Consider the following 24,819-nt stretch of genomic DNA (forward strand, 5'->3'; position numbering starts at 1 on the left):
GCGTTGCACTAGACTGGCGGCCCATCGCCGCAATGGCGATGCCCCCGCCTGGTTTGTGCCGATGTCCGCTGAAACCCCCGCCGTCGATTCCGTCACCGACTTCCATGCCTACCCCGATGCCGCCGGCCACTTCGGCCGCTTCGGTGGCCGCTTCGTCGCAGAAACACTGATCGGCCCGCTGGAGGAACTCGCCCGGGCGTACGACGAGGCGCGGGTCGATCCGGCCTTCATCGCCGCGTTCGAAGCGGACCTGGCGCATTACGTCGGCCGTCCGAGCCCGATCTATTTCGCCGAGCGCCTCAGCCGCGAAGTCGGCGGCGCGCGCATCCTGCTCAAGCGCGAGGACCTGAACCACACCGGCGCGCACAAGATCAACAACACCATCGGCCAGGCACTGCTCGCCAGCCGCATGGGCAAGACCCGGATCATCGCGGAGACCGGCGCGGGCCAGCACGGCGTCGCGTCTGCCACGGTCGCGGCCCGGCTCGGCCTGGAATGCGTGGTCTACATGGGCGCCACCGACATCGAGCGCCAGAAGATCAACGTCTACCGCATGAAACTGCTGGGTGCGACGGTAGTGCCGGTGACCAGCGGCTCGGCCACGCTCAAGGACGCGCTCAACGAAGCGATGCGTGATTGGGTGACGAACGTGCAGGACACGTTCTACATCATCGGCACCGTCGCCGGCCCCGACCCGTACCCGCGCATGGTCCGCGATTTCAATGCCGTGGTCGGTCGCGAGGCGCGCGCGCAGATGCTGGCCGAACATGGACGCCTGCCTGATGTCGTGACGGCCTGCGTCGGCGGAGGCAGCAATGCGATCGGCATCTTCCACGCCTTTCTCAATGATCGCGACGTGCGCATCGTCGGCGCCGAGGCGGCGGGCGAGGGCATCGCCACCGGTCACCACGCGGCGTCATTGGCCGCAGGCCGCCCGGGCGTGCTGCATGGCAACCGCACCTATGTCCTTTGCGACGATGACGGACAGATCATCGAGACGCACTCGATATCGGCGGGTCTCGACTATCCGGGCGTGGGTCCGGAACACGCATTCCTCAAGGACACCGGCCGCGCCGAGTACGTTGGCGTGACCGATGACGAGGCGCTCGCGGCATTCCACCAGCTCGCACGCACCGAAGGCATCCTGCCGGCATTGGAGTCCAGCCATGCGATCGCCCAGGCCATGAAGCTCGCGCGCGACATGCCGAAGGACGCGATCGTGCTGTGCAACCTGTCCGGTCGCGGCGACAAGGATGTGCACACGATCGCCGGCCGTGAAGGCATCACGTTCTAGTTCCGGTCATTGCACCGACGCCAATCCAATCCGACGACACCGATGAATCGCATCGATACCCGCTTCGCCAGACTGAAGGCCGAAGGCCGCAAGGCGCTGATTCCCTTCTTCACCGCGGGTGACCCCTCGCTTGAGGCGACCGTGCCGGTGATGCATGCGCTGACTGCCGCGGGCGCCGACGTGATCGAACTGGGCGTGCCGTTTTCCGATCCGATGGCCGACGGTCCGACCATCCAGCGCAGCTCCGAACGCGCCCTGGGCCGCGGTGCGGGCCTGTCGTACGTGCTCGAATGCGTGCGCAGCTTTCGCGAGCGCGACGCCGAAACCCCGGTCGTGCTGATGGGCTACCTCAATCCCATCGAGATCCGTGGTGCCAGCCGCTTCGCCCAGCAGGCGGTTACCGCCGGGGTGGACGGGGTGCTGCTGGTCGACCTGCCGCCGGAAGAGGCGGCGGAATTCCGCAGCGCCTTTGCCCGGGAGGGCCTGACCCTGATCCTGCTGGCCGCGCCCACCACCAGCGATGCACGCCTGGCGCTCCTGGGCGAGCAGGCGAGCGGCTATCTCTACTACGTCAGCTTCGCCGGCGTGACCGGGGCCGACCGCCTCGACACCTCGGTGGCCACCGAACGCCTGCACGCGATCCGCGGCCACAGCGCCGTGCCGGTGGTGGCCGGTTTCGGTATCAAGGACGCCGCTTCGGCGCGGGCCATGGCATCCGGAGCCGACGGGGTCGTCGTCGGCAGCGCACTGGTCGCGGCGCTCGATGGCGCCAGCGACCCGGCCACCCGGGCCGGCGAGTTCCTGCTGCCGCTGCGCTCGGCGCTGGACCGCTAGGGCGGCGCACGGGATTCCTGGCCTATCCCCGGGATTTTCGCCACGTTCGCCCCGAAAACCCGCCCCAAGCGGGCAAGGCCCGGCTCGCGGTAAACTGATCGTTCGCCATTAGTGCCTGAACAGGGGAATACGCAACGCATGTCCTGGCTGAAGAAACTCATGCCCTCCGGCATCCGGACCGAATCCGGCGCGGCCAAGCGTCGCAGCGTGCCCGAGGGCCTCTGGGAGAAGTGCGATCGCTGCGGCGTCGTGCTGTATCGCCCCGAGCTCGAGGAAAACCTCGAGGTCTGCCCGAAGTGCGCCTTCCACATGCCGATCCGGGCCCGCGCGCGGCTGGCTTCGCTGTTCGATCCTGACGGCACCAGCGAAATCGGCGCCGAACTCGGCCCGACCGACGTGCTGAAGTTCAAGGACCAGAAGAAGTATTCCGATCGCATCAAGGCCGCGCAGAAATCCACTGGCGAGCGCGATGCGCTGATCGCCATGCAGGGCAAGCTCAAGGGCCGCGACCTGGTCGCCGCGTCGTTCGACTTCGCCTACATGGGCGGCTCGATGGGGTCGGTGGTGGGCGAACGTTTCACCCTGGCCGCCGAACGCGCCGCCGACATCGGTTGTCCCTTCGTGTGCTTTTCCGCCAGTGGCGGTGCGCGCATGCAGGAAAGCCTGTTCTCATTGATGCAGATGGCAAAGACTTCGGCCGCGCTGGCCCGCCTGCGCGCCAAGGGCCTGCCGTACATCTCGGTGATGACCCATCCGACTACCGGCGGTGTGTCGGCATCGTTCGCGATGCTCGGCGACATCAACATGGCCGAGCCCGAAGCCCTGATCGGGTTCGCCGGTCCGCGCGTGATCGAGCAGACCGTCCGCGAGAAGCTGCCCGAAGGCTTCCAGCGTTCCGAATTCCTCGTCGAACACGGTGCCGTGGACCAGATCTGCGACCGTCGCGAAATGCGCGACCGCCTGGCGCACCTGCTCGCATTGATGATGAAACAGCCGATGCCGCAGGACGACAGCGAGGTCGTTGCTTGAGCCGCAAGTACTTCGGGACCGATGGCATCCGTGGCCGCGTCGGCGAAGGCGCGATCTCGGCGGACTTCGTCCTGCGCCTGGGCAACGCATACGGTCATGCACTGACCAAGGCTTACGAAGGCCACCGCGACTGGCGCAAGCCGCAGGTGATCATCGGCAAGGACACGCGCATTTCGAACTACATGTTCGAAGCGGCCCTGGAGGCCGGCCTCGTCGCGGCGGGCGTCGATGTGCAGCTGATGGGCCCGATGCCGACGCCTGCCGTCGCGCACCTGACCCATTCGATGCGCGCGGACGGCGGCATCGTGATTTCCGCCTCGCACAATCCGCACTACGACAACGGCATCAAGTTCTTCTCCGCCGAAGGCGAGAAGCTGGACGACGACACCGAGCTGGCCATCGAGGCCGCGCTGGAACAGCCATTCCACACGGTCTCATCCGAGCAGCTCGGCAAGGCTGTGCGTACGCGCGATGCCCTCGGCCGCTATGTGGAACATTGCAAGAATTCGGTTCCCAAGGGATTCGACCTCGGGGGCATGCGCATCGCCATGGATTGCGCCAATGGCGCGACCTACCAGCTCGGCCCGCTGGTGCTGCGCGAGTTGGGTGCGCGCGTCGATGCGATCGGCATCGATCCCAATGGCCTGAACATCAATGACGGCGTCGGCTCTACGTACCCGGATACCCTGGCGGCCCGCGTGCGCGAAACCGGTGCCGACCTCGGCATCGCCTTCGATGGCGACGGCGACCGGGTGATGTTCGTCGATGGCGACGGTGTCGTGCGCGACGGCGACGACCTGTTGTATGTGCTGGCGCGCGACTGGAAGCTCAGCGGCCGCCTTGCCGGTCCGGTGGTCGGCACGCTGATGACCAACTATGGCCTGGAGCGTGCGCTGCAGCGCGAGGGCATCGACTTCATCCGCGCCAAGGTCGGCGACCGCTATGTGCACCAGCAACTGGTGGCGAATGGTGGAGTGCTCGGTGGAGAGGCGTCGGGCCACATGCTGTGCCTGGATCGTAGTGGCACCGGTGACGGCATCGTCAGCGCCTTGCAGGTACTGGAAACGCTGCGCCGGCGGGGCATTTCGCTGCGCGACGCCGTGCAGGGGCTGGAGCGGGTGCCGCAGCGGACCATCAACGTGCGTTACGCCGTCGGCGCCACCATGCCGGTGGAAGCGCCTTCGGTGCAGGCGGCGCTGGCGAACGCGCAGGCCGCGGTTGCCGGTCGTGGCCGCGCGTTCCTGCGTCCCTCGGGTACGGAGCCGGTCGTCCGCGTGACGGTCGAAGCCGACGATGCGGCGTTGATGCAAGGCACGCTGGATGCGCTGGCCGACGCCGTGCGCGCGGCCGCGCAATAGATAAAACACATCGAGAGCAGGACCATGGCGTCGCAGATTCCGACCCTAGACATACGTCGTTTTACCGCGCCGTCCAACAGCAGCGACCGCGAAGCTTTCGTCACCGAACTCGGTGCGTCCTATCGTGAGTGGGGTTTCGCCGGCATCCGCAACCACGGCATCCCGCAGTCCCTGATCGACGGTTCCTACGACGTATTCAAGCGCTTCTTCGCATTGCCGGAAGACGTGAAGCGCAAATACCACGTCCCGGGCGGCGGTGGCGCGCGCGGCTATACGCCGTTCGGCATCGAGACCGCCAAGGATTCCAAGTACTTCGACCTCAAGGAGTTCTGGCACGTCGGCCGCGAAATCCCCCGCGATTCGAAGCATGCGGGCGTGATGCCGCCGAACCTGTGGCCGGAGGAAATCGCCGGGTTCCGCGAATACGCCTACGGCCTCTACGAGGCGCTGGACCAGTTGGGGTCGCGCGTGCTCAGCGCGCTCGCGCTGCACATTGGCTTGCCGGAAAACTACTTCGCCGACAAGACCGACTACGGCAATTCCATCCTGCGTCCGATCCACTACCCGCCGATCACCACCGGCGACATCCCCAACGTCCGTGCCGGCGCGCACGAGGACATCAACCTGATCACGCTGCTGGTCGGGGCCAGTTCGGAGGGGTTGGAAGTGAAGTCGCGCAAGGGTGAGTGGGTGCCGTTCACCGCCGACGCGGACACGATCGTGGTCAACATCGGCGACATGCTGCAGCGCCTCACCAACCACGTGTACCCGTCAACCACGCATCGCGTGGTCAATCCGCCGGGTGACAAGGCGCGCCAGCCACGCTATTCGACGCCGTTCTTCCTGCATCCGAATCCGGATTTCGTGATCGACGTGCTGCCCTCGTGCATCACGCCGGATAACCCGAGCCGGTACCCGGAGCCGATCACGGCGCACGGTTACCTCGAAGAGCGCCTGGCCGAGATCAAGCTGAAGTAACGATCGATCCCGGTCACTCCACCGCTGCATGCGTTGGCCTTGCCGTTCATGGCCAACCGCGAGGACGCAGCATTTCCCCAATCTCCGCCGCGCTAGACTGCGCGGCACCGCTGTAATGGAATTTGCCGATGCGCCGCAAGATCGTTGCCGGAAACTGGAAGCTGCATGGCGACCGCAAGTTCGCCCTCGAGCTCCTCGATGCCGTCGCGGCTGTGGATGCGCCGGCCGGCGTGGAGCGCATCATCCTGCCGCCGTTGCCCTACATAGGCGAGCTTGTCGATCGTTACCAGGGGCGTGGGCTGCAGTTTGGCGCGCAGGACGTCAGCGCGAACCAGAAGGGGGCGCACACCGGGGAAGTTTCGGCGGCCATGCTTGTCGACGTGGGCGCGCGCTATGGCCTGGTCGGACATTCCGAGCGCCGGCAGCACCACCACGAGAGCAGCGCGGTGGTGGCGCGCAAGTTCTTCGCCGCCAAGGCGGCCGGGCTCGTGCCGATCCTGTGTGTCGGGGAGACACTGAGCGAACGTGAGAATGGCCAGATGGAATGGCGGCTGGAGGAGCAGCTCGCTCCAATCCTCGAACATGGAGCCGCGGCGGTACAGGGCGCCATCATCGCGTACGAGCCGGTCTGGGCGATCGGTACCGGCCGCACGGCCACGCCGGAGCAGGCGCAGGAAGTCCACGCATTCATCCGTGGCGAAATCTCGCAATACGATGCTAGAATTGCTGGCTCGCTACCGATCCTGTACGGCGGTAGCGTGAAGGCCGACAACGCGGCCGCGCTGTTTTCGCAGCCGGACGTCGATGGTGGCCTGGTAGGCGGGGCCTCCCTGGCCGCCGCCGACTTCAATGCCATCGTTGCTGCGGCGGCCTGATTTCAACCGGTTTACTCAAGAGTTCCCCCACGATGCTGTTGTTCCTCAACGTCATCTATGTGCTGATCGCGATCGCGATGATCGCGCTGATCCTCATGCAACGCGGCGCGGGTGCGCAGGCGGGCTCGGGGTTCGGTGCGGGCGCGTCGGGCACCGTGTTCGGTTCGCGCGGCGCCTCCAACTTCCTGTCGAAGTCGACGAAGTGGCTCGCCGTTGCTTTCTTCGTGATCAGCCTGTTCATGGCCTGGAATGCCGGCCACAGCAGTGGCGCAGGCGCTGCGGCGACGACCCAGGAAAAGGGTCTGATGTCGCAGGTGCCGGCGGCTCCGGCCTCGGGTGGCGCGACCGTTCCGGCGGCGCCCGCTCCGGTTCCGGCCGCTCCGGCCTCGACGCCGCCCGCATCGACGGCTCCCGCCGCTCCCGCAAGCAGCGCGCCCAGTGCGCCGCCGCCGGCGAATTCCGAGCCGGCCACGCAGCAAAAGCCAGTTCCGGCACAGCCGTCCTCTGGCGGTTGATCGCAGCAAACGCGGTACCATAAGCATCTTTCCAGCCCGGCACGGATCGCCGGGTGCCGGTCGGCGCCGAAGTTTCGGCAAAGATCGGAAGCAACCCGGTCTGCAAGTACGGGAAGCGGCCGGGAAGGCCAAAACGTTTCAGCCCAGGTGGCGGAATTGGTAGACGCACTACCTTGAGGTGGTAGCGACTTAGGTCGTGGGGGTTCGAGTCCCCCCTTGGGCACCAGTCTTCTGAAGGGGTTCGCACGGAAGTGCGGCCCCTTCGGTATGAGCCAACAACGGCACCCAGATGCCGAGCCAACGCCGCGGCAACGCGGCCATAGCCGAGAGAACGCGAGTGCTGGCCGAATACCTGCCGACCCTGCTGTTCCTGATCGTCGCCGGTGGCATCGGCGTCGCCCTGCTGGTAGTGGGCCGCCTGCTCGGCCCGCAGCGTCCCAGCGTCGAGAAGCTCTCGCCCTACGAGTGCGGCTTCGCTGCATTCGAGGACGCGCGCATGCAGTTCGACGTGCGCTACTACCTCATCGCCATCCTGTTCATCGTCTTCGACCTGGAAATCGCGTTCGTCTTTCCATGGGCGCTGGTGTTCCGTGATCTTGGGATCTTTGGCCTGGTCGAGATGGGCGTGTTCCTCGCCCTCCTGGTGATCGGTTTCGTCTACGTGTGGAAGAAGGGCGCGCTCGAATGGGAGTGATCCAGACTATTTCGGGCCTGATGCACAATCCGCTGCCGGAAGGGCGGCTGGACGACCTGCTGCTGCCCGAAGACCAGAACCCGGTGATGCAGCAGGGCTTCGTCACCACCAACCTCGACACGCTGTGGAACTGGGCACGTACCGGTTCGATGTGGCCGATGACCTTTGGCCTGGCCTGCTGTGCGGTCGAGATGATGCACGCCGGCGCCGCGCGCCTGGACCTTGATCGCTACGGCGTCGTGTTCCGTCCGTCGCCGCGCCAGTCCGACGTGATGATCGTGGCCGGCACCCTAGTCAACAAGATGGCCCCGGCACTGCGCAAGGTCTACGACCAGATGCCCGACCCGAAGTGGGTGATCTCCATGGGCTCGTGCGCCAACGGCGGCGGTTACTACCACTACTCGTACGCCGTCGTGCGCGGTTGCGACCGCATCGTGCCGGTCGACATCTACGTGCCGGGTTGCCCGCCGACCGCCGAAGCACTGATCTACGGCATCCTGCAGTTGCAGAAGAAGATCCGCCGCGGCACCAACTTCGGCGACAACAAGCAGGGTGTGCGCTGAGATGACCGCGACCGCATCCGCACTTGCCGATCGCCTGCGTTCCCGCTTCGCGGACGCGATGGTTTCCGTTGCGGAACCGCGCGGCGAAATCACGATCGACGTCGCCGCCGGCGCCTGGCTCGCAGCCGCGCTGGCACTGCGCGACGAGTTTGGCTTCGAGCAGTGCGTCGACGTCAGTGGCGTCGACTACCTGAGCTACGGCAGCGACGAATGGGACACCGACGTGTCCTCCGAGGGTTTCTCCCGAGGCGTGGAAGGCAAGGGCGCGGGTCGTTTCGCCTGGGGCGAGTCGCCCAATGGCGCCGCCAATTCACCGGAGCGTCGCTTCGCCGCCGTCGCGCACCTGCTGTCCTACCAGCACAACCAGCGCCTGCGCCTGCGCACGTTCGCCGAGAACGACGACCTTCCGGTCGTGTCCTCGCTGACCTCGGTGTGGCCGGGCACGAACTGGTTCGAGCGCGAAGCCTTCGATCTGTACGGCATCGTGTTCGAGGGCCATCCCGACCTGCGCCGCATCCTGACCGACTACGGTTTCGTCGGGTATCCGTTCCGCAAGGATTTCCCGCTGATCGGCAACGTCGAAGTCCGCTACGACGCCGAGAAGAAGCGCGTCGTCTACGAACCCGTGTCGATCGAGCCGCGCGTGCTCGTGCCGCGCGTGATCCGCGACGACGCGCGCTATGAAACCGCTGCGGGCGAGGCTGCCCAGCGTGGCGAGGTGAAGAAGTGAGCGCCGTGCCTTCGAATTCCAACGGCTCGGGCCTGCTGAATGCCGAGATCCGTAGCTACACGCTGAATTTCGGTCCGCAGCATCCGGCGGCGCACGGCGTGCTCCGCCTCATCCTCGAGATGGACGGCGAAGTCGTGCAGCGCGCCGATCCGCACATCGGCCTGCTCCATCGCGGCACCGAGAAGCTCGCCGAGTCCAAGCCGTTCAACCAGTCGATCGGCTACATGGATCGCCTGGACTACGTGTCGATGATGTGCAACGAGCACGCCTACGTGCGTGCGATCGAGACGTTGCTCGGCATCGAAGCGCCGGAGCGGGCGCAGTGGATCCGCACGATGTTCGACGAGATCACGCGCATCCTGAACCACCTGATGTGGGTGGGTTCGAATGCGCTCGATCTCGGCGCGATGGCGGTGTTCCTGTATGCGTTCCGCGAGCGCGAAGAGCTGATGGACTGCTACGAAGCGGTCTCCGGCGCGCGCATGCACGCGACTTACTACCGCCCGGGCGGCGTCTACCGCGACCTGCCCGAGCGCATGTCGAAGTACAAGGAATCGCCGTGGCGCAAGGGCGCCAGCCTCAAGCGCTTCAACGAATGGCGTGAAGGCTCGCTGCTGGACTACCTCGAGCGCTTCACCGAGGACTTCCCCAAGCGCGTCGACGAGTACGAGACGCTGCTGACCGACAACCGCATCTGGAAGCAGCGCACCGTCGGCATCGGCGTGGTGTCGCCGGAGCAGGCGATGGCATGGGGCATGACGGGTCCGATGGTCCGCGGCTCCGGCCTTGCCTGGGACCTGCGCAAGAAGCAGCCGTACGCCAAGTACGCGGAAGTCGATTTCGACATTCCGGTCGGCGTTGCCGGCGATTGCTACGACCGCTACCTGGTCCGCGTCGCAGAGATGCGCCAGTCCAACCGCATCATCCAGCAGTGCGTGAAGTGGCTGAAGGCCAATCCTGGCCCCGTGATCGTCGACAACTTCAAGGTCGCGCCGCCCAGGCGCGAAGAGATGAAGGACGACATGGAAGCCCTGATCCACCACTTCAAGCTGTTCTCCGAGGGCTATTGCGTACCAGCCGGCGAAACCTACGCCGCGGTGGAAGCGCCCAAGGGCGAGTTCGGCTGCTACCTGGTTTCCGACGGCGCCAACAAGCCGTTCCGTTGCAAACTGCGTGCGCCGGGTTTTGCGCACCTGTCGTCGATGGACGAGATCGTCAGGGGCCACATGCTGGCCGACGTGGTGGCGATGATCGGTACCTACGACGTCGTGTTTGGTGAGATCGATCGATGAAAGCCACTGGCAATTTCGAAAACGCGCGCAACGTCGACCCGATGGTCGTGCTGTCGGACAAGACGCGTGCCCACATCGACCACTGGCTGAGCAAGTTCCCGGCGGACCGTAAGCGTTCGGCCGTGCTGCAGGGTCTGCATGCGGCGCAGGAACAGAATGGCGGTTGGCTGAGCGATGAACTCATCGCTGCCGTCGCCAAGTACCTCGATCTGCCGCCGGTATGGGCCTACGAAGTCGCCTCGTTCTACTCGATGTTCGAGACCGAAAAGGTCGGCCGCAACAATGTCGCCTTCTGCACCAACATCAGCTGCTGGCTCAACGGCGCCGAAGACCTCGTTCGCCACGCCGAGCAGAAGCTCGGTTGCAAGCTGGGTGAATCCACCGCCGATGGCCGCATCTACCTCAAGCGCGAGGAAGAGTGCGTCGCCGCCTGCTGTGGCGCGCCGGTGGTGGTGATCAACGGGCATTACCACGAGAAGCTCGACGCCAAGCGCGTCGAGGAACTCCTCGACGAGTTGAAGTGAGACCGCACGACATGGCACATCAAGACCATAGCCATTCAGAGCCGCACGGCCCGGTCGGTCCTGTCCCGCAGGAGCACAACGTCGTCTACACGACGCTGCACTTCGACAAGCCCTGGTCGTACGAGAACTACCTGAAGACGGGTGGCTACAGCGCCTGGCGCAAGATCCTCAGCGAGAAGATGGATCCTGCCGCCGTCATCGAGATGGTCAAGCAGTCCGGCCTGCGCGGCCGCGGTGGCGCGGGCTTTCCGACCGGCCTGAAGTGGAGCTTCATGCCCAAGGGTTCGGGCACGCAGAAGTACATCCTGTGCAACTCGGACGAGTCCGAGCCGGGCACCGCCAAGGACCGCGACATCCTGCGCTACAACCCGCATGCGGTGATCGAAGGCATGGCGATCGCCTGCTACGCGACCGGTTCGACCGTGGCGTACAACTACCTGCGCGGCGAGTTCCACCACGAGCCGTTCGAGCACCTCGAGGAAGCGCTCGCCGAGGCCTACAAGAATGGCTGGCTGGGCAAGAACATCCTCGGCTCCGGCGTGGACGTCGACATGTACAACGCGCTCGGCGCGGGCGCTTACATCTGCGGCGAAGAAACCGCGCTGATGGAATCGCTGGAAGGAAAGAAGGGCCAGCCGCGCTACAAGCCACCGTTCCCGGCCAACTTCGGCCTGTACGGCAAGCCGACCACGATCAACAACACCGAGACCTATGCGTCGGTGCCGGCGATCATCCGCAACGGTGCGGACTGGTTCCTCAACCTGGGCAAGCCGAACAACGGTGGCCCGAAGATCTTCTCGGTGTCGGGCCATGTCGCCCGTCCGGGCAATTACGAGATCCGCCTGGGCACGCCGTTCGCCGACCTGTTGCAACTGGCCGGTGGCATCCGCAACGGCCACAAGATCAAGGCGGTCATCCCCGGTGGCTCCTCGATGCCGGTGCTGCCGGGCGAGACCATGCTGGGCCTGACCATGGATTACGACTCGATCCAGAAGGCCGGTTCCGGGCTGGGCTCGGGCGCGGTCATCGTGATGGATGAAACCGCCTGCATGGTGCGCGCCTGCCAGCGCATCGCGCGCTTCTATTTCAAGGAAAGCTGTGGCCAGTGCACGCCGTGCCGCGAAGGGACCGGCTGGATGTACCGCATGCTGACGCGCATCGTCGAGAAGCAGGCGACGCTGGAAGATCTGCAAATGCTGCGCGCCGCCGCCGGCCAGATCGAAGGCCACACCATCTGCGCGTTTGGTGAAGCCGCGGCTTGGCCCGTGCAGGGCTTCCTGCGTCATTTCTGGGATGAGTTCGAGTACGCGATCGTGAACAAGCGTTTCCTGGTCGACGATCAGCGCGCCGGCACTGTCGTAGAGAAGGTGGCCGCATGAGCGCACAGCCCGTCAACCCGAACGTTCCGCCGGACCACGTCTCGATCGAGATCGATGGCGTGCCGATGACGGCGCCCAAGGGCTCGATGATCATCCAGGCCGCCGACAAGGCCGGCATCGCCATTCCGCGCTTCTGCTACCACGACAAGCTCGCCATCGCGGCCAACTGCCGCATGTGCCTGGTCGAAGTCGAGAAGATGCCCAAGCCGGCGCCGGCCTGCGCCACGCCGGTGATGGAAGGCATGAAGGTCGTCACGCGCAGCGAAAAGGCGTTGAAGTCGCAGCGCAACGTCATGGAGTTCCTGCTGATCAACCATCCGCTCGACTGCCCGATCTGCGACCAGGGCGGCGAGTGCGAGCTGCAGGACCTGTCGCTGGGTTACGGCCGTTCGGTCAGCCGCTTCGCCGAGCGCAAGCGCGTGGTTCCGGACGAGGACATCGGTCCGCTGGTCGCCACCGAGATGACCCGCTGCATCCAGTGCACGCGCTGCGTGCGCTTCACCGCGGACATCGCCGGCACCTATGAACTGGGCGGCATGTACCGCGGCGAGAACCTGCAGATCGGCACCTACGACGGCAAGCCGCTGACGACCGAGCTGTCCGGCAACGTCATCGACGTCTGCCCGGTGGGCGCGCTGACCAACAAGGTATTCCAGTTCAAGGCGCGTCCGTGGGAACTGACCGCGCGCGAATCGCTGGGCTACCACGACGCGTTGGGCAGCAACCTGTTCCTGCACGTGCGCCGCGGCGAAGTGCTGCGCACGGTGCCCCGCGACAACGAAGCAGTCAACGAATGCTGGCTGTCGGATCGCGATCGCTATTCGCACCAGGGCCTGTACGCGGCCGACCGTGCGACCAAGCCGCTGATCAAGGACGGCGCCGATTTCCGTGAAGCTTCGTGGGACGAGGCATTGGCCAAGGCTGCGCAGATCCTGCGCGACAACGGCGCCGACAATCTCGGCGTGCTGGTCCACCCGGCCACGTCGAACGAAGAGGGCGCACTGCTGGCCCGCCTCGCCGAAGCCCTGGGCACCGGCAACATTGACCACCGCATCTCGCAGCGCGATCTGTCCGACGCCGCCGTCGCCGAAACCTTCGGCATGCCGGTCGCCGATCTGAGCAACGCCGATGCGATCGTGATCGTCGGCAGCAACCTGCGCCATGAAGTCCCGCTGCTGCACGCCCGCGTGCGCAAGGCGTGGACGCGCGGCGCCAAGGTGCATGTCGTCAACCCGGTCGACTTCGATTTCACCTTCAAGGCCGCGAGCAGCCGCATCGTTGCCCCGTCGCAGATCGCCGCGGCGCTGGCCGACGCCGGCCTGCGCGATGCGCTGAAGGATGCGACGCGCGCCGTCGTCATCGTCGGCGGTGTCGCCGAGAACAGCCCGTACGCAGCGGCTATCCGCAAGGCGGCGGCCGAACTGGCTACAACGACCAACGCCCGCGTGTGTCGCATCCCGCAGGGCGCCAACGCCGTCGGTCTGTCGAAGCACGGCGTGCTGCCGCGCTCGCGCGATGCGCAGGCGATGCTGGCGCAGCCGCGTTCGGCATACGTGATCTTTGGCATCGAACCGGGCCTGGATTTCGCCGACACCGCCACAGCCAACAAGGCGCTGGCTTCGGCCCAGGTCGTAGCGTTCAGCCATTTCGCCTGCCGCTCCACGCGTGCGGTGGCCGACGTGATCCTGCCGATCGGCGCGCTGCCTGAGATCGAAGCGACCCTGACCAACCTGGAAGGCCTCGACCAGGCGACGGTGGCCGGCGGCAAGTTGCCGGGTGATGCGCGCGCCGGCTGGCGCGTGCTGCGCGCCCTGGGCGGCGAACTCGCTGTTGCGGGTTTTGAATTCACCGACCTCGCCGGCCTGCGTGCCGGCGTGCATCGCCAGGACATGCAACCTGTCGCCGGGCAGGCGACGGTTGTCACGGGCGAAGGCCTCGAGCTGGCCGTGAGCACCGCGATCTACCGCAGCGACGCCGTCGTGCGCCGCGCGGCCAGCCTGCAATCGCATCCGCTCAACGTCGAGCCGCATGCCGCACTCCATCCGGCCGACGCCGATGCGCTCGGTTTCCGCGAAGGCGTGGTCGGCAAGTTCACCGCCACGGCGGGCACCGCAACGTTGCCGGTGGTCATCAGCGACAAGGTCGCGCGCGGCACGGTGTGGATCGAAAGCGGTCACGGCGCCACCGCACCGCTGGGTGCGGGCCGCGTGCAGGCGGGGAGGGCGTGATGTCAGACGGTATGTTTCAGGCTGTCGATACTTTCCGCGATTGGATGCTCGCCTTCGGCGCGGGCGGCAACGTCGCCTGGATCGTGCTCAAGGTCCTGCTGATCGCCATGCCGGTGATCATCACGGTCGCGTTCTACGTGGTGTGGGAACGCAAGCTGATCGGCTGGATGCACGTGCGTCGCGGTCCGATGTACGTGGGCAAGGGCATCCTCCAGGCCTTCGCCGACGTGTTCAAGCTGTTGTTCAAGGAAGTCATCCAGCCGACGCGCGCGCAGCCGTTCCTGTTCAAGTTCGCGCCGCTGCTGGCGCTGGCGCCCGCGTTCGCCGCCTGGGCGGTGGTGCCGTTCGATGCCAAGCTCGTGCTGTCGAACGCTAATGCGGGTCTGCTGTACCTGCTCGCCATGACCTCGATGGGCGTGTACGGCATCATCCTCGCTGGTTGGGCTTCGAACTCGAAGTACGCCTTCCTCGGCGCCATGCGGGCCGCGGCGCAGATGGTCTCCTACGAGATCGCGATGGGCTTCGCCATGGTCGGCGTGCTGATCGCGGCGGGCAGCCTCAACCTCACCGACATCGTCATGGCGCAGGCGGGCGACGCTGGCGCGTTCGAGTGGTTCATGTGGCCGCTGCTGCCGTTGTTCGTGGTGTATTTCATCTCGGGCGTGGCCGAAACCAACCGCGCTCCGTTCGACGTGGTCGAAGGCGAGTCGGAAATCGTCGCCGGCCACATGGTCGAATATTCGGGTTCGGCATTCGCGCTGTTCTTCCTCGCCGAATACGCGAACATGATCCTGATCAGCTTCCTGGTCTCGATCTTCTTCGTAGGCGGCTGGCTCAGCCCGTTCCAGGGCCTCGGCATCCCGCTGTTGTCGGTGGACGGCTGGTGGTGGCTGCTGGCCAAGGTGTTCTTCTTCGCCAGCTGCTTCATCTGGTTCCGCGCATCGTTCCCGCGCTACCGCTTCGACCAGATCATGCGCCTGGGCTGGAAGGTGTTCATTCCGCTGACCATCGCGTGGATCTGCGTCACCGCGCTGCTGGCGTACTTCAACGTGTTCACGCCGGGGCAGTGAGAAAGGCATGACTCGCATCGTTTCCTATTTCAAGAGTCTTCTGCTCGTCGAGCTGCTGCAGGGCCTTGGGCTGACGCTCAAGTACCTGTTCAAGCCGAAGTACACGCTGATGTACCCGATGGAGAAGACGCCGCAGTCGCCGCGCTTCCGCGGCATCCATGCGCTGCGCCGTTACCCGAACGGGGAGGAGCGGTGCATCGCCTGCAAGCTGTGCGAGGCCGTGTGCCCCGCGCTGGCGATCACCATCGATTCTGAAAAGCGTGCAGACGGCACCCGCCGCACCACGCGTTACGACATCGATCTGTTCAAGTGCATCTTCTGCGGGTTCTGTGAGGAGTCCTGCCCGGTCGATTCGATCGTGGAGACGCACATCCACGAGTATCACTTCGAGAAGCGCGGCCAGAACATCGTCACCAAGCCGCAGCTGCTGGCGATCGGCGACCGGCTCGAAGCCGAAATCGCCGAGCGTCGCGCCACCGACGCCGCGTTCCGCTGAGGCCGCCATGGATTTCGTGAAAATCGCATTCCTCGCCTTTGCCGCCATGGCCACCATGGCGGCGCTGGGCGTGATCACCGTCCGCAACCCGGTGCATTCCGCGCTGTGCCTGGTGCTGACTTTCTTCTCCGTCGCCTGCACCTGGATCATCTCCGGCGCCGAATTCCTCGGCATCGCGCTGGTCCTGGTCTATGTCGGCGCGGTGATGGTCCTGTTCCTGTTCGTGGTGATGATGCTGGACCTCGACGTCGCGCCATTGCGCGAAGGCTTCGTCCGGTACCTGCCGCTGGGACTCATCGTTGCCGTGGTCATGCTGGCGGAAATGCTGACCCTGATCGGCGTCAGGGCGGCGAGCGCCACGCCTTTCGCCGACAACGTCGCGGATGTCCCCAACACCACCTGGTTGGCGCGCGCGCTGTTCACGGATTTCATGCTGCCGTTCGAAGTGGCCGCGGTGATCCTGACGATTGCGGTGATCGCCGCTGTCATGCTCACCCTGCGTCGCCGGCCGGGTGCGCGGCACCAGAACCCTTCGGAGCAGGCCCGCGTCCGCGCGGCCGACCGCATCCGCATGGTCAAGATGGACGCCGTGAAGCCGCAAGCTCCGGCCACTGGCGAAGAGGTGCAGCCATGACCCTACTTGGTGAAGGCGTGGCCCTGGGCCACTACCTTGCGCTCGGTGCCGCGCTGTTCTGCATCAGCGTTGCGGGCATCGTGCTCAACCGCAAGAACGTGATCATCCTGCTGATGTCGATCGAGCTGATGCTGCTCGCCGTCAACATCAACTTCGTTGCATTTTCGCGCCAGTTTGGCGATCCGGCCGGGCAGGTGTTCGTGTTCTTCATCCTGACCGTGGCCGCTGCGGAAGCCGCGATCGGCCTGGCGATCCTGGTCACGCTGTTCCGCAATCGACGCACCATCAACGTCACCCAGATCGATTCGTTGAAGGGGTGAGCGTCCCGCTTGCGCGGCATGCCGCGCGGGACGCGAACGCCCGGACAGGAAGTCCGGGCAGGGCTATCCGAAAGCCCGCCCGGCCTCGCCATGGATGGCAGCAACAAAGCAATAGCCGCAAAAACAAAAACGCTAACGATCCGCGCTTTACGGTTCGATCAACGGATAACAAATGGCAATCTCCAAAACCCATCTGCTGATCATCGTGCTCGCACCCCTGCTGGGTGCGATCCTCGCCGGGCTGTTCGGCCGCCGCATCGGCCGCGCCGGGGCGCACACCGTCACCATCGGCGGCGTCGCGATCAGCTGCGCGCTGTCGATGTACGTCCTCTGGCAACTGGTCGGGCAGGGTGCCGCCCCGTTCAACGAGAACGTCTACACCTGGTTCCAGGTCGGCGGCATCGATGCGCACGTCGGCTTCATGATCGACAAGCTGACCGCGATGATGATGGTCGTGGTGACCTTCGTTTCGCTGCTGGTGCACGTCTACACCATCGGCTACATGGAAGAAGACCCGGGCTACCAGCGCTTCTTCAGCTACATCTCGCTGTTCACCTTCTCCATGTTGATGCTCGTGATGAGCAACAACTTCCTGCAGCTGTTCTTCGGCTGGGAAGCGGTGGGCCTGGTCTCCTACCTGCTGATCGGCTTCTGGTTCAAGCGCCCGACGGCGGTGTTCGCCAATCTCAAGGCGTTCCTGGTCAACCGCGTGGGCGACTTCGGCTTCCTGCTAGGCATCGCTGGCGTGCTGCTCTGGTTCGGCACCCTCGACTACGCCACGGTATTCGCGAAAGCAGGCGATCCGGAGATCGCCTCGAAGCTCACGGTCATCTGGTCGGGTGCGCTCGATGTATTCGGCAAGACCTGGGTATTGACCTCTCCCTGGGAGTGGTCGGTCATCACGCTGATCTGCATCTGCCTGTTCATCGGCGCCATGGGCAAGTCGGCCCAGGTGCCGCTGCATGTGTGGCTGCCCGACTCGATGGAAGGCCCGACCCCGATCTCCGCGCTGATCCACGCAGCGACGATGGTCACCGCCGGCATCTTCATGGTCGCGCGCATGTCGCCGCTGTTCCAGCTGAGCGAGACCGCTCTGAACTTCGTGTTGTTCATCGGCGCCACGACGGCGTTCTGGACGGGCCTGATCGGCGTCGTGCAGAACGACATCAAGCGCGTGATCGCGTATTCGACGCTGTCGCAGCTGGGCTACATGACCGTCGCGCTCGGCGTCTCGGCGTATTCGGCCGCGGTCTACCACCTGATGACCCATGCCTTCTTCAAGGCGCTGCTGTTCCTGGGTGCCGGCTCGGTGATCATCGGCATGCACCACGAGCAGGACATGCGTCGGATGGGTGGCCTGAAGAAGTACATGCCCATCACCTACATCACCATGCTGATCGGCACGCTGGCCCTGGTCGGCACGCCGTTCTTCAGTGGCTTCTACTCGAAGGACACGATCATCGAGGCCGCGGCCGAGCATGCGCATGAAGCGCACAACTGGGTGGCGACCTACGGTTACTGGGCCGTGCTGCTGGGCGCCTTCGTGACTTCGTTCTACAGCTTCCGCCTGCTGTACATGACCTTCCACGGGAAGGAGCACTTCCACGATCCGGTGCCGGATCATTACGTGGCGCCGGAAGCGGATTCGACCGAGCATGAAGACGCGCTTGCGCTTGAGCACGAGGCCCACGGCGGCCACGACGACCATGGCCATGACGATCATGCGCATACGCCGCACGAATCGCCGTGGGTGGTGACGCTGCCGCTGGTCCTGCTGGCGATCCCGTCGATCCTGATCGGCTTCGTCACCGTCGGTCCGATGCTGTTCGGCACCGACATGCTCGGCCATGCCGAGCAGGCGCGGTTCTTCCTGGGGGCGATCGATGTTCCCGCGGCGCAGGATACGGTCGGCAAGGTGGCGGAAGAGTTCCACGGTCCGGTGGCCATGGCGCTGCACGGATTCCTGCAGTGGCCGTTCATCCTGGCCTTCTCCGGGTTCCTCCTGGCCACGGTGATGTACCTGTGGAAGCCGGAGTTGCCAGCCAAGGCTCGCAAGGCCCTCGCATGGCCCGTGCGCGTGCTTGAAGAGAAGTACGGCATGGACACGCTGTGGATCAACGGCTTCGCCGGTGGCGGCGTCCTCGTCGGCAAGTTCTCGCGCTGGTTCGACACCAACGTGATCGACGGCGCGGTCAACGCCAGCGCCCGCATCACCGACCTCACCGCCCGCGTCGTCCGGCGCGGCCAAACCGGTTACCTCTACCACTACGCTTTCGCGATGATCCTCGGCCTGATTGCTTCGTTGGCCGTTCTCATCCGTTACTGGCGCTGATTAAGGACCTCGCAACGTGACTTCCTGGCCCTTGCTTAGCCTGTTGATCTGGCTGCCCATCATCGGCGGCTTCCTCACCCTCGCGTTCGGCAACGAGCGCGCGAACTCTGCCCGCTGGTTCGGCCTCGCCGTCGCCGCGGTGACGTTGCTGGCCAGCGTCCTGCTGTTCACCGGCTTCGACCAGCCCAATCCCGGCATGCAGTTCGGTGAAGAACATGCCTGGATCCCCGCCTACGACATCCGCTACAGCCTCGGCGTGGACGGCATCTCGGTCGCGCTGATCGGCCTGACCACGCTGACCTCGCTGTTGGTGCTGATCTCCGCGTGGGGATCGGTCGATAAGCGCGTCAGCCAGTACTACGCCTCGTTCCTGATCCTCGAAGGGCTGATGATCGGCGTGTTCTCCGCGCTCGACTCGATGCTGTTCTACGTTTTCTTCGAGGCCATGCTGATTCCGATGTTCCTGATCATCGGCGTCTGGGGCGGCCCGCGCCGCGTGTACGCGGCGGTGAAGTTCTTCCTCTATACGTTCCTCGGCTCGGTGTTCATGCTCGCCGCGCTGATCTACATGTACCTGAAGGGCGGCAGCTGGCAGATCGCGGACATGTACGCGCTGCAGCTGACGGCCCAGGAACAGATGTGGATCTTCTGGGGCTTCCTCGCCGCGTTCGCGGTCAAGGTGCCGATGTTCCCGGTCCACACATGGTTGCCGGATGCGCACGTGGAGGCACCGACCGCCGGCTCGGTGATCCTGGCCGCGATCATGCTGAAGATCGGTGGATACGGCTTCCTGCGCTTCACCCTGCCGATCGTGCCGGATGCCGGTACCGATTGGGCGACGTTCGTGATCGCCCTGAGCCTGATCGCGGTGATCTATGTCGGCCTGGTCGCGCTGGTGCAGGACGACATGAAGAAGCTGATCGCGTACTCGTCGGTCTCGCACATGGGCTTCGTCACCCTGGGTACGTTCATCGCCTTCGCGCTGGTGCGCGACTACGGCAACTACGATGCCGCGCGCCTCGGCCTGCAGGGCGCGATGGTGCAGATGATCAGCCACGGCTTCATCTCCGGCGCCATGTTCACCTGCGTTGGCGTCCTGTATGACCGGATGCACAGCCGCATGATCAAGGACTACGGCGGCGTGGTGAACGTGATGCCGTGGTTCGCGACGTTCTTCGTGCTGTTCGCGATGGCCAACTCGGGCCTGCCGGGCACGTCGGGTTTCGTCGGCGAGTTCATGGTGATCCTGTCGAGCTTCCAGAAGCACCCGTTGATCGCCTTCGCCGCGGCCACCACGCTCATTGTCGGCGCCGGTTACACGCTGTGGCTGGTGAAGCGCGTGATCTGGGGCGAAGTCGGCAACGCGCACGTAGCGGAGATGGAAGACATCAACTTCCGCGAAGCGATCGTACTGGGCGTCTTCGCCGCCGGCGTGCTGGTACTTGGTGTTTACCCGAAGCCGCTGATCGATCTGATGGAACCGTCGATCGCCAACCTCGCGACCCAGATCGCCACTTCCAAGCTGTAACGCGCGTCGCGCGACTGCCGCCAGAGATCCAGACATGCAGATGACCATGCCCACCGCCGCCGAACTGATGCCACTGCTGCCCGAGCTGGTGCTCGTCGGCGCGGCATTCGCCTGGCTGATGCTCGACCTGTTCCTGGATTCGCGCCAGCGCGTGATCACGCACGTGCTTTCGATCGCGACGCTGGTGGTGGTGATCGCCATGATCGCGGCCGGCGTGGGCGGGCAGGGCACGGTCCTCAACGGCATGTTCGTGCGCGATACCGCGGCCGACGTCATGAAGGTGGCGATCTGCGGCGTCAGTGCCTTCGCCCTGGTCTATGGCTGGCCGTACCTGCGCCAGCGCAACCTCTACCAGGGCGAGATTCCGGTGCTGATGCTGTTCGCGATCGCCGGCATGATGCTGCTGGTGTCGGCGGGCAGCCTGGTGATGGTGTATCTCGGCCTGGAAATGCTGGCACTGTGCTCGTACGCACTGGTCGCCGTCGACCGCGACAGCCCGATCGCCTCCGAAGCGGCCATCAAGTACTTCGTGCTTGGTTCGCTGGCCTCGGGCCTGGTCCTGTACGGCCTGTCGCTGATCTACGGTGCGACCGGCTCGCTCGACCTCGCCACGATCGGTGCGGCCGGCACGACCCCGCAGGCGACGCTGCTCATCACCGGCGTGGTATTTGCCGTTGCCGGCATCGCCTTCAAGTTCGGTGCCGCGCCTTTCCATATGTGGCTGCCCGACGTCTATCACGGCGCACCGACCCCCATCACGCTGTTCATCGGCTCCGCGCCCAAGCTTGCCTATTTCGGCATGGTCTATCGCCTGCTGGTAACCGGCGCCGGTCCGCTGGATGACCGCTGGCGCCTGCTGCTGGCGGCGCTGGCCGTCGCTTCGCTCGTGATCGGCAATCTGAGCGCGCTCGTGCAGAGCAACTTCAAGCGCCTGCTGGCGTACTCGACGGTGTCGCACGTCGGCTTCCTGTTCCTCGGCCTTGCCGGCGGTGGACCGCAGGGCATGGCGGCGGCGCTCTTCTACGCGATCAGCTACGCGGTGATGTCGGCCGCGGCCTTCGGCGCGATCGTGGTACTGGCAGGGCGCGGTTTCGAGGCCGACAACATCGACGACTACCGTGGCCTGAACGCCCGCAGTCCGTGGCTGGCCGGCCTGATCCTGTGCGTCATGGCCTCGCTGGCCGGTATCCCGCCGTTCCTGGGCTTCTGGGCCAAGCTGGCCGTGCTGCGCGCCGCGTTCGAAGGCGGCATGTGGTGGCTGGGCCTGGTGGGCCTCGTCTTCGCGGTGATCGGCGCGTTCTATTACCTGCGCGTGGTCAAGGCGATGTACTTCGAGGAGCCGCAGGGGGAAGTGCATGCCCCCAACATGGACCGTCCGCTACGCATCGTGTTTGGCGTCAATGCCCTGGCGCTGCTGGCGCTGGGTTTCGCCTGGAACCCGATCATGGCCTGGTGCAAGTACGCGTTCGCGATCTGAAAAGCACTGGTTTTCCAAGGCTTTTCGCGAAGCCCAGGTATTTGTTCAACTTTCGGCTTGCAAGGAAATACGTAAGCCGTCATAATTCCGCTCCTGCTGCGGGGTGGAGCAGTCTGGCAGCTCGTCGGGCTCATAACCCGAAGGTCGTAGGTTCAAATCCTACCCCCGCTACCAAGGTTAGAAATACGGCTCACTGCTCAGGCCGTATCAGCACCAGATGTTGTTGTAGAGGTATGCGGACTGGCTCGGGTTTCCAACCGGCGTAGCCAGCCCCCGCTACCAGCTTCGGCTGGAGGAAGGCCTCTCAGGAGGCTTTTCTTTTTAGTCGCAAGGCTCGGGCTTTGCGGTGACGCCAATAACGGGTCGCCGCACCGAAATCCAGTTGTAACGGACAAGGGGCCCGTCGGGCCCCTTGTTGTTTTTGCGTTTCCTGATTCTGCGTTTACCGATCAGCTCCGCGCAAAGCACCACAGTTTCTTCGCACTCCTGCAAGTGGCCCGCCTGGCGGGACTTTCAACGGAAGACATGACGGACAAGGCCAACGAAATCGCTGCTTTACTGGGTCCGACGGTAACGTCGCTGGGCCTCGAACTGCTCGGCGCCGAATACCTGCCCTCGCCGGGCGGCGCGATGCTGCGCCTGTACATCGACGTGCCGGCCGATGAGGCGGGTGGCGAACCGCGTGCGGTGACCATCGAGGACTGCGAAGCCGTCAGCCGCGAGGTCTCCGCGCAGCTCGATGTCGAGGACCCGATCAGCAGCCACTACACGCTGGAAGTGTCTTCGCCCGGCATCGACCGCCCATTGTTCGGCGCCGCGCAATTCGCGCGTTTCGCCGGGGAATCGGCCAAGGTCGCGCTGCGCCTGCCGCAGGACGGCCGCCGCCGCATGCAGGGCCGGATCGCGCGCGTCGAGGGCGAGAGCATCACGTTCGACGTCGACGGCAACGAGTTCGTCGTGCGTGCGGACAACATCGAAAAGGCGCGCCTGGTTCCAGATTGGGCCGCGTTGGGCCTGAGCGCCGAAAAGACCAAGCCGGGCAAAGCCCCGGCAAAAGACAAGAAATCCAACCAAAAGCCGGCGGCGAAGAAGCCGTCTCGTGCGGAGTAAGCAAAGATGAGCAAGGAACTGTTGCTGGTCGTTGATGCGGTAGCCAATGAAAAGGGCGTGCCGCGCGAAGTGATTTTCGAGGCGATCGAGGCCGCGTTGGCCTCCGCCGCGAAGAAGCGCTATCACGACCAGGATGTGCTGGTGCGCGTTGCGATCGACTCGAAGGACGGCAGCTACGAAACCTTCCGCCGCTGGGAAGTCGTGGCCGACGACGTGGTCATGGAGTCGCCGGACCGCCAGGTCCGCATGATGGATGCCATCGACGAAGCCGAAGGCGTCGAGATCGGCGACTACATCGAAGAACAGATCGAGAACCCCGAGTTCGGCCGTATCGCCGCCCAGGCCGCCAAGCAGGTGATCGTGCAGCGCGTGCGCGAAGCCGAGCGCGCGCAGGTCGTGGACGCGTGGAAGGATCGCGTCGGCGAACTCGTGACCGGCATCGTCAAGCGCGCCGAGCGCGGCAATATCTACGTCGACCTCGGCGGCAATGCCGAGGCGATCATCCCCAAGGACAAGGGCATCCCGCGCGACGTGCTGCGCGCCGGCGACCGCGTCCGCGGCTACCTGTTCGATGTGCGCACCGAACCGCGTGGCCCGCAGCTGTTCATCAGCCGCGCCGCCCCGGAATTCATGATGGAACTGTTCAAGCTCGAAGTGCCGGAAGTCGGCCAGGGCCTGGTGTCCATCAAGGCCTGCGCCCGCGACCCGGGCGACCGCGCCAAGATCGCCGTGCAGGCGCACGACAACCGCACCGATCCGATCGGCGCCTGCATCGGCATGCGCGGTTCGCGCGTGCAGGCGGTGTCGAACGAGCTCAACGGCGAGCGCGTCGACATCGTGCTGTGGTCGGACAATCCGGCCCAGTTCGTCATCAACGCCATGGCGCCGGCGGAAGTGCAGTCCATCATCGTCGATGAAGAGAAGCACTCGATGGACCTCGCGGTCGCCGAAGACCGCCTGGCCCAGGCCATCGGCAAGGGCGGCCAGAACGTGCGCCTCGCCAGCCGCCTGTCGGGGTGGCAGCTCAACGTGATGACGCAGGACCAGGTCACGGCGAAGTCGGAAGCCGAACAGACGACCGCGCGCCAGCTGTTCATGGACAAGCTCGAAGTCGACGAGGAAATCGCCGGCATCCTGGTGTCGGAAGGCTTCAACACCGTCGAGGAAATCGCCTACGTCCCGGTCGGCGAGCTGCTCGCCGTCGAGGGCTTCGACGAGGACATCGTCGAGGAGCTGCGTTCGCGCGCCCGCGACTCGCTGCTCAACGAAGCGCTTGCCGCCGAAGAGGAGCTCGACGAGCACCAGCCGTCGGCCGACCTGCTCGGGCTGGAAGGCATGGATGAGGAACTTGCGTACACGCTCGCCGCGCGCGGCGTGATCACGCGGGACGACCTCGCCGACCTCGCCACCGACGAATTGACGGACATCGAAGGCGTCGACGAGGACCGTGCCAAGGCGCTGATCATGGAAGCGCGCAAGCACTGGTTCGAGTAACCCAGGGATGGCCGGGACGGCCCTAACGGACGTCCGGAAGCCACAAGTTAGAATCGCTCCATCAT

Annotated in this window: 23 protein-coding genes and 2 tRNA genes; all 25 read left to right on the forward strand. The window is 65.1% G+C overall.

Annotation, left to right across the window (positions count from 1 at the left end; all coding sequences use genetic code 11):
* The first annotated feature begins 61 nt into the window (after window positions 1-61).
* The 25 genes from trpB to nusA all read left to right on the forward strand — a co-directional run bounded on the left by trpB (window position 62) and on the right by nusA (window position 24,754).
* Window positions 62-1,294 carry a tryptophan synthase subunit beta gene (trpB, locus tag ACYVGE_RS15870; RefSeq protein WP_460731042.1) on the forward strand — a complete coding sequence of 411 codons (1,233 nt, stop codon included), beginning with the start codon at window positions 62-64 and terminating at the stop codon, window positions 1,292-1,294.
* A 42-nt stretch (window positions 1,295-1,336) separates the two neighbouring features.
* Window positions 1,337-2,128 carry a tryptophan synthase subunit alpha gene (trpA, locus tag ACYVGE_RS15875; RefSeq protein WP_460731043.1) on the forward strand — a complete coding sequence of 264 codons (792 nt, stop codon included), beginning with the start codon at window positions 1,337-1,339 and terminating at the stop codon, window positions 2,126-2,128.
* Between the two features lie 138 nt (window positions 2,129-2,266).
* Window positions 2,267-3,157: an acetyl-CoA carboxylase, carboxyltransferase subunit beta gene (accD, locus tag ACYVGE_RS15880; RefSeq protein ID WP_310053235.1), complete on the forward strand. Its 891-nt coding sequence runs from the start codon at window positions 2,267-2,269 to the stop codon at window positions 3,155-3,157.
* Window positions 3,154-4,515: a phosphoglucosamine mutase gene (glmM, locus tag ACYVGE_RS15885; RefSeq protein ID WP_460731044.1), complete on the forward strand. Its 1,362-nt coding sequence runs from the start codon at window positions 3,154-3,156 to the stop codon at window positions 4,513-4,515. The genes accD and glmM overlap by 4 nt, the downstream gene beginning before the upstream one ends.
* 24 nt (window positions 4,516-4,539) lie before the next feature.
* A complete protein-coding gene (locus tag ACYVGE_RS15890; RefSeq protein WP_460731045.1) occupies window positions 4,540-5,493 on the forward strand; it encodes an isopenicillin N synthase family dioxygenase in 954 nt (317 codons plus the stop codon).
* Between the two features lie 128 nt (window positions 5,494-5,621).
* The gene (tpiA, locus tag ACYVGE_RS15895) at window positions 5,622-6,368 is read left to right on the forward strand and encodes a triose-phosphate isomerase (protein ID WP_460731046.1); all 747 of its coding nucleotides are present in this window, start codon (window positions 5,622-5,624) and stop codon (window positions 6,366-6,368) included.
* Between the two features lie 32 nt (window positions 6,369-6,400).
* Window positions 6,401-6,883: a preprotein translocase subunit SecG gene (gene secG, locus ACYVGE_RS15900; protein WP_460731047.1), complete on the forward strand. Its 483-nt coding sequence runs from the start codon at window positions 6,401-6,403 to the stop codon at window positions 6,881-6,883.
* Between the two features lie 141 nt (window positions 6,884-7,024).
* Window positions 7,025-7,109 (forward strand) — tRNA-Leu (locus ACYVGE_RS15905).
* Between the two features lie 111 nt (window positions 7,110-7,220).
* Entirely contained in the window at window positions 7,221-7,577 is a 357-nt protein-coding gene (locus ACYVGE_RS15910) for an NADH-quinone oxidoreductase subunit A (RefSeq protein ID WP_310053851.1), read from the forward strand.
* The gene (locus ACYVGE_RS15915; protein WP_310053230.1) at window positions 7,568-8,140 is read left to right on the forward strand and encodes a NuoB/complex I 20 kDa subunit family protein; all 573 of its coding nucleotides are present in this window, start codon (window positions 7,568-7,570) and stop codon (window positions 8,138-8,140) included. Before ACYVGE_RS15910 ends, ACYVGE_RS15915 begins: the two co-directional genes overlap by 10 nt.
* Before the next feature lies 1 nt (window position 8,141).
* Complete coding sequence (locus ACYVGE_RS15920; RefSeq protein WP_460731048.1) at window positions 8,142-8,870, forward strand: NADH-quinone oxidoreductase subunit C; 729 nt, start codon at window positions 8,142-8,144, stop codon at window positions 8,868-8,870.
* Window positions 8,867-10,162 (forward strand): NADH-quinone oxidoreductase subunit D, encoded by a 1,296-nt coding sequence (locus ACYVGE_RS15925; protein WP_460731049.1) that lies wholly within the window; start codon window positions 8,867-8,869, stop codon window positions 10,160-10,162. The genes ACYVGE_RS15920 and ACYVGE_RS15925 overlap by 4 nt, the downstream gene beginning before the upstream one ends.
* Window positions 10,159-10,686 (forward strand): NADH-quinone oxidoreductase subunit NuoE, encoded by a 528-nt coding sequence (gene nuoE, locus ACYVGE_RS15930; RefSeq protein ID WP_460731050.1) that lies wholly within the window; start codon window positions 10,159-10,161, stop codon window positions 10,684-10,686. The genes ACYVGE_RS15925 and nuoE overlap by 4 nt, the downstream gene beginning before the upstream one ends.
* 11 nt (window positions 10,687-10,697) lie before the next feature.
* Complete coding sequence (gene nuoF / locus ACYVGE_RS15935; protein WP_460731051.1) at window positions 10,698-12,065, forward strand: NADH-quinone oxidoreductase subunit NuoF; 1,368 nt, start codon at window positions 10,698-10,700, stop codon at window positions 12,063-12,065.
* On the forward strand, window positions 12,062-14,293 hold the full coding sequence (gene nuoG, locus ACYVGE_RS15940; RefSeq protein WP_460731052.1) for an NADH-quinone oxidoreductase subunit NuoG: 2,232 nt from the start codon (window positions 12,062-12,064) through the stop codon (window positions 14,291-14,293). Before nuoF ends, nuoG begins: the two co-directional genes overlap by 4 nt.
* Entirely contained in the window at window positions 14,293-15,363 is a 1,071-nt protein-coding gene (gene nuoH / locus ACYVGE_RS15945; protein WP_460731053.1) for an NADH-quinone oxidoreductase subunit NuoH, read from the forward strand. The genes nuoG and nuoH overlap by 1 nt, the downstream gene beginning before the upstream one ends.
* 7 nt (window positions 15,364-15,370) lie before the next feature.
* Complete coding sequence (gene nuoI / locus ACYVGE_RS15950) at window positions 15,371-15,859, forward strand: NADH-quinone oxidoreductase subunit NuoI (RefSeq protein ID WP_457097390.1); 489 nt, start codon at window positions 15,371-15,373, stop codon at window positions 15,857-15,859.
* Window positions 15,860-15,866: 7 nt separating this feature from the next.
* A complete protein-coding gene (locus tag ACYVGE_RS15955; RefSeq protein ID WP_310053219.1) occupies window positions 15,867-16,493 on the forward strand; it encodes an NADH-quinone oxidoreductase subunit J in 627 nt (208 codons plus the stop codon).
* Window positions 16,490-16,813, forward strand: coding sequence for an NADH-quinone oxidoreductase subunit NuoK (nuoK, locus tag ACYVGE_RS15960; RefSeq protein WP_310053218.1), 324 nt, complete (start codon window positions 16,490-16,492; stop codon window positions 16,811-16,813). Before ACYVGE_RS15955 ends, nuoK begins: the two co-directional genes overlap by 4 nt.
* Before the next feature lie 172 nt (window positions 16,814-16,985).
* Window positions 16,986-19,145, forward strand: coding sequence for an NADH-quinone oxidoreductase subunit L (gene nuoL, locus ACYVGE_RS15965; protein WP_460731054.1), 2,160 nt, complete (start codon window positions 16,986-16,988; stop codon window positions 19,143-19,145).
* A gap of 16 nt (window positions 19,146-19,161) precedes the next feature.
* Window positions 19,162-20,673 carry an NADH-quinone oxidoreductase subunit M gene (locus tag ACYVGE_RS15970; RefSeq protein ID WP_460731055.1) on the forward strand — a complete coding sequence of 504 codons (1,512 nt, stop codon included), beginning with the start codon at window positions 19,162-19,164 and terminating at the stop codon, window positions 20,671-20,673.
* Window positions 20,674-20,713: 40 nt separating this feature from the next.
* On the forward strand, window positions 20,714-22,150 hold the full coding sequence (nuoN, locus tag ACYVGE_RS15975; RefSeq protein WP_460731056.1) for an NADH-quinone oxidoreductase subunit NuoN: 1,437 nt from the start codon (window positions 20,714-20,716) through the stop codon (window positions 22,148-22,150).
* A 97-nt stretch (window positions 22,151-22,247) separates the two neighbouring features.
* Window positions 22,248-22,324 (forward strand) — tRNA-Met (locus tag ACYVGE_RS15980).
* 351 nt (window positions 22,325-22,675) lie between these two features.
* Window positions 22,676-23,260, forward strand: coding sequence for a ribosome maturation factor RimP (rimP, locus tag ACYVGE_RS15985; RefSeq protein WP_460731057.1), 585 nt, complete (start codon window positions 22,676-22,678; stop codon window positions 23,258-23,260).
* A 6-nt stretch (window positions 23,261-23,266) separates the two neighbouring features.
* Window positions 23,267-24,754, forward strand: a complete 1,488-nt coding sequence (gene nusA / locus ACYVGE_RS15990; RefSeq protein ID WP_460731058.1) for a transcription termination factor NusA — start codon at window positions 23,267-23,269, stop codon at window positions 24,752-24,754.
* The last annotated feature ends 65 nt before the right edge of the window (window positions 24,755-24,819 follow it).

The sequence above is a fragment of the Lysobacter rhizosphaerae genome (genome assembly GCF_054779795.1).

What these genes read in the sequence shown, in the direction of transcription:
- trpB (WP_460731042.1), top strand. Translation starts at nt 62, where the DNA reads ATGTCCGCTGAAACCCCCGCCGTCGATTCCGTCACCGACTTCCATGCC.
- trpA (WP_460731043.1), top strand. Translation starts at nt 1,337, where the DNA reads ATGAATCGCATCGATACCCGCTTCGCCAGACTGAAGGCCGAAGGCCGC.
- accD (WP_310053235.1), top strand. Translation starts at nt 2,267, where the DNA reads ATGTCCTGGCTGAAGAAACTCATGCCCTCCGGCATCCGGACCGAATCC.
- ACYVGE_RS15890 (WP_460731045.1), top strand. Translation starts at nt 4,540, where the DNA reads ATGGCGTCGCAGATTCCGACCCTAGACATACGTCGTTTTACCGCGCCG.
- tpiA (WP_460731046.1), top strand. Translation starts at nt 5,622, where the DNA reads ATGCGCCGCAAGATCGTTGCCGGAAACTGGAAGCTGCATGGCGACCGC.
- secG (WP_460731047.1), top strand. Translation starts at nt 6,401, where the DNA reads ATGCTGTTGTTCCTCAACGTCATCTATGTGCTGATCGCGATCGCGATG.
- ACYVGE_RS15915 (WP_310053230.1), top strand. Translation starts at nt 7,568, where the DNA reads ATGGGAGTGATCCAGACTATTTCGGGCCTGATGCACAATCCGCTGCCG.
- ACYVGE_RS15920 (WP_460731048.1), top strand. Translation starts at nt 8,142, where the DNA reads ATGACCGCGACCGCATCCGCACTTGCCGATCGCCTGCGTTCCCGCTTC.
- nuoE (WP_460731050.1), top strand. Translation starts at nt 10,159, where the DNA reads ATGAAAGCCACTGGCAATTTCGAAAACGCGCGCAACGTCGACCCGATG.
- nuoF (WP_460731051.1), top strand. Translation starts at nt 10,698, where the DNA reads ATGGCACATCAAGACCATAGCCATTCAGAGCCGCACGGCCCGGTCGGT.
- nuoG (WP_460731052.1), top strand. Translation starts at nt 12,062, where the DNA reads ATGAGCGCACAGCCCGTCAACCCGAACGTTCCGCCGGACCACGTCTCG.
- nuoH (WP_460731053.1), top strand. Translation starts at nt 14,293, where the DNA reads ATGTCAGACGGTATGTTTCAGGCTGTCGATACTTTCCGCGATTGGATG.
- nuoI (WP_457097390.1), top strand. Translation starts at nt 15,371, where the DNA reads ATGACTCGCATCGTTTCCTATTTCAAGAGTCTTCTGCTCGTCGAGCTG.
- ACYVGE_RS15955 (WP_310053219.1), top strand. Translation starts at nt 15,867, where the DNA reads ATGGATTTCGTGAAAATCGCATTCCTCGCCTTTGCCGCCATGGCCACC.
- nuoK (WP_310053218.1), top strand. Translation starts at nt 16,490, where the DNA reads ATGACCCTACTTGGTGAAGGCGTGGCCCTGGGCCACTACCTTGCGCTC.
- nuoL (WP_460731054.1), top strand. Translation starts at nt 16,986, where the DNA reads ATGGCAATCTCCAAAACCCATCTGCTGATCATCGTGCTCGCACCCCTG.
- nuoN (WP_460731056.1), top strand. Translation starts at nt 20,714, where the DNA reads ATGACCATGCCCACCGCCGCCGAACTGATGCCACTGCTGCCCGAGCTG.
- rimP (WP_460731057.1), top strand. Translation starts at nt 22,676, where the DNA reads ATGACGGACAAGGCCAACGAAATCGCTGCTTTACTGGGTCCGACGGTA.
- nusA (WP_460731058.1), top strand. Translation starts at nt 23,267, where the DNA reads ATGAGCAAGGAACTGTTGCTGGTCGTTGATGCGGTAGCCAATGAAAAG.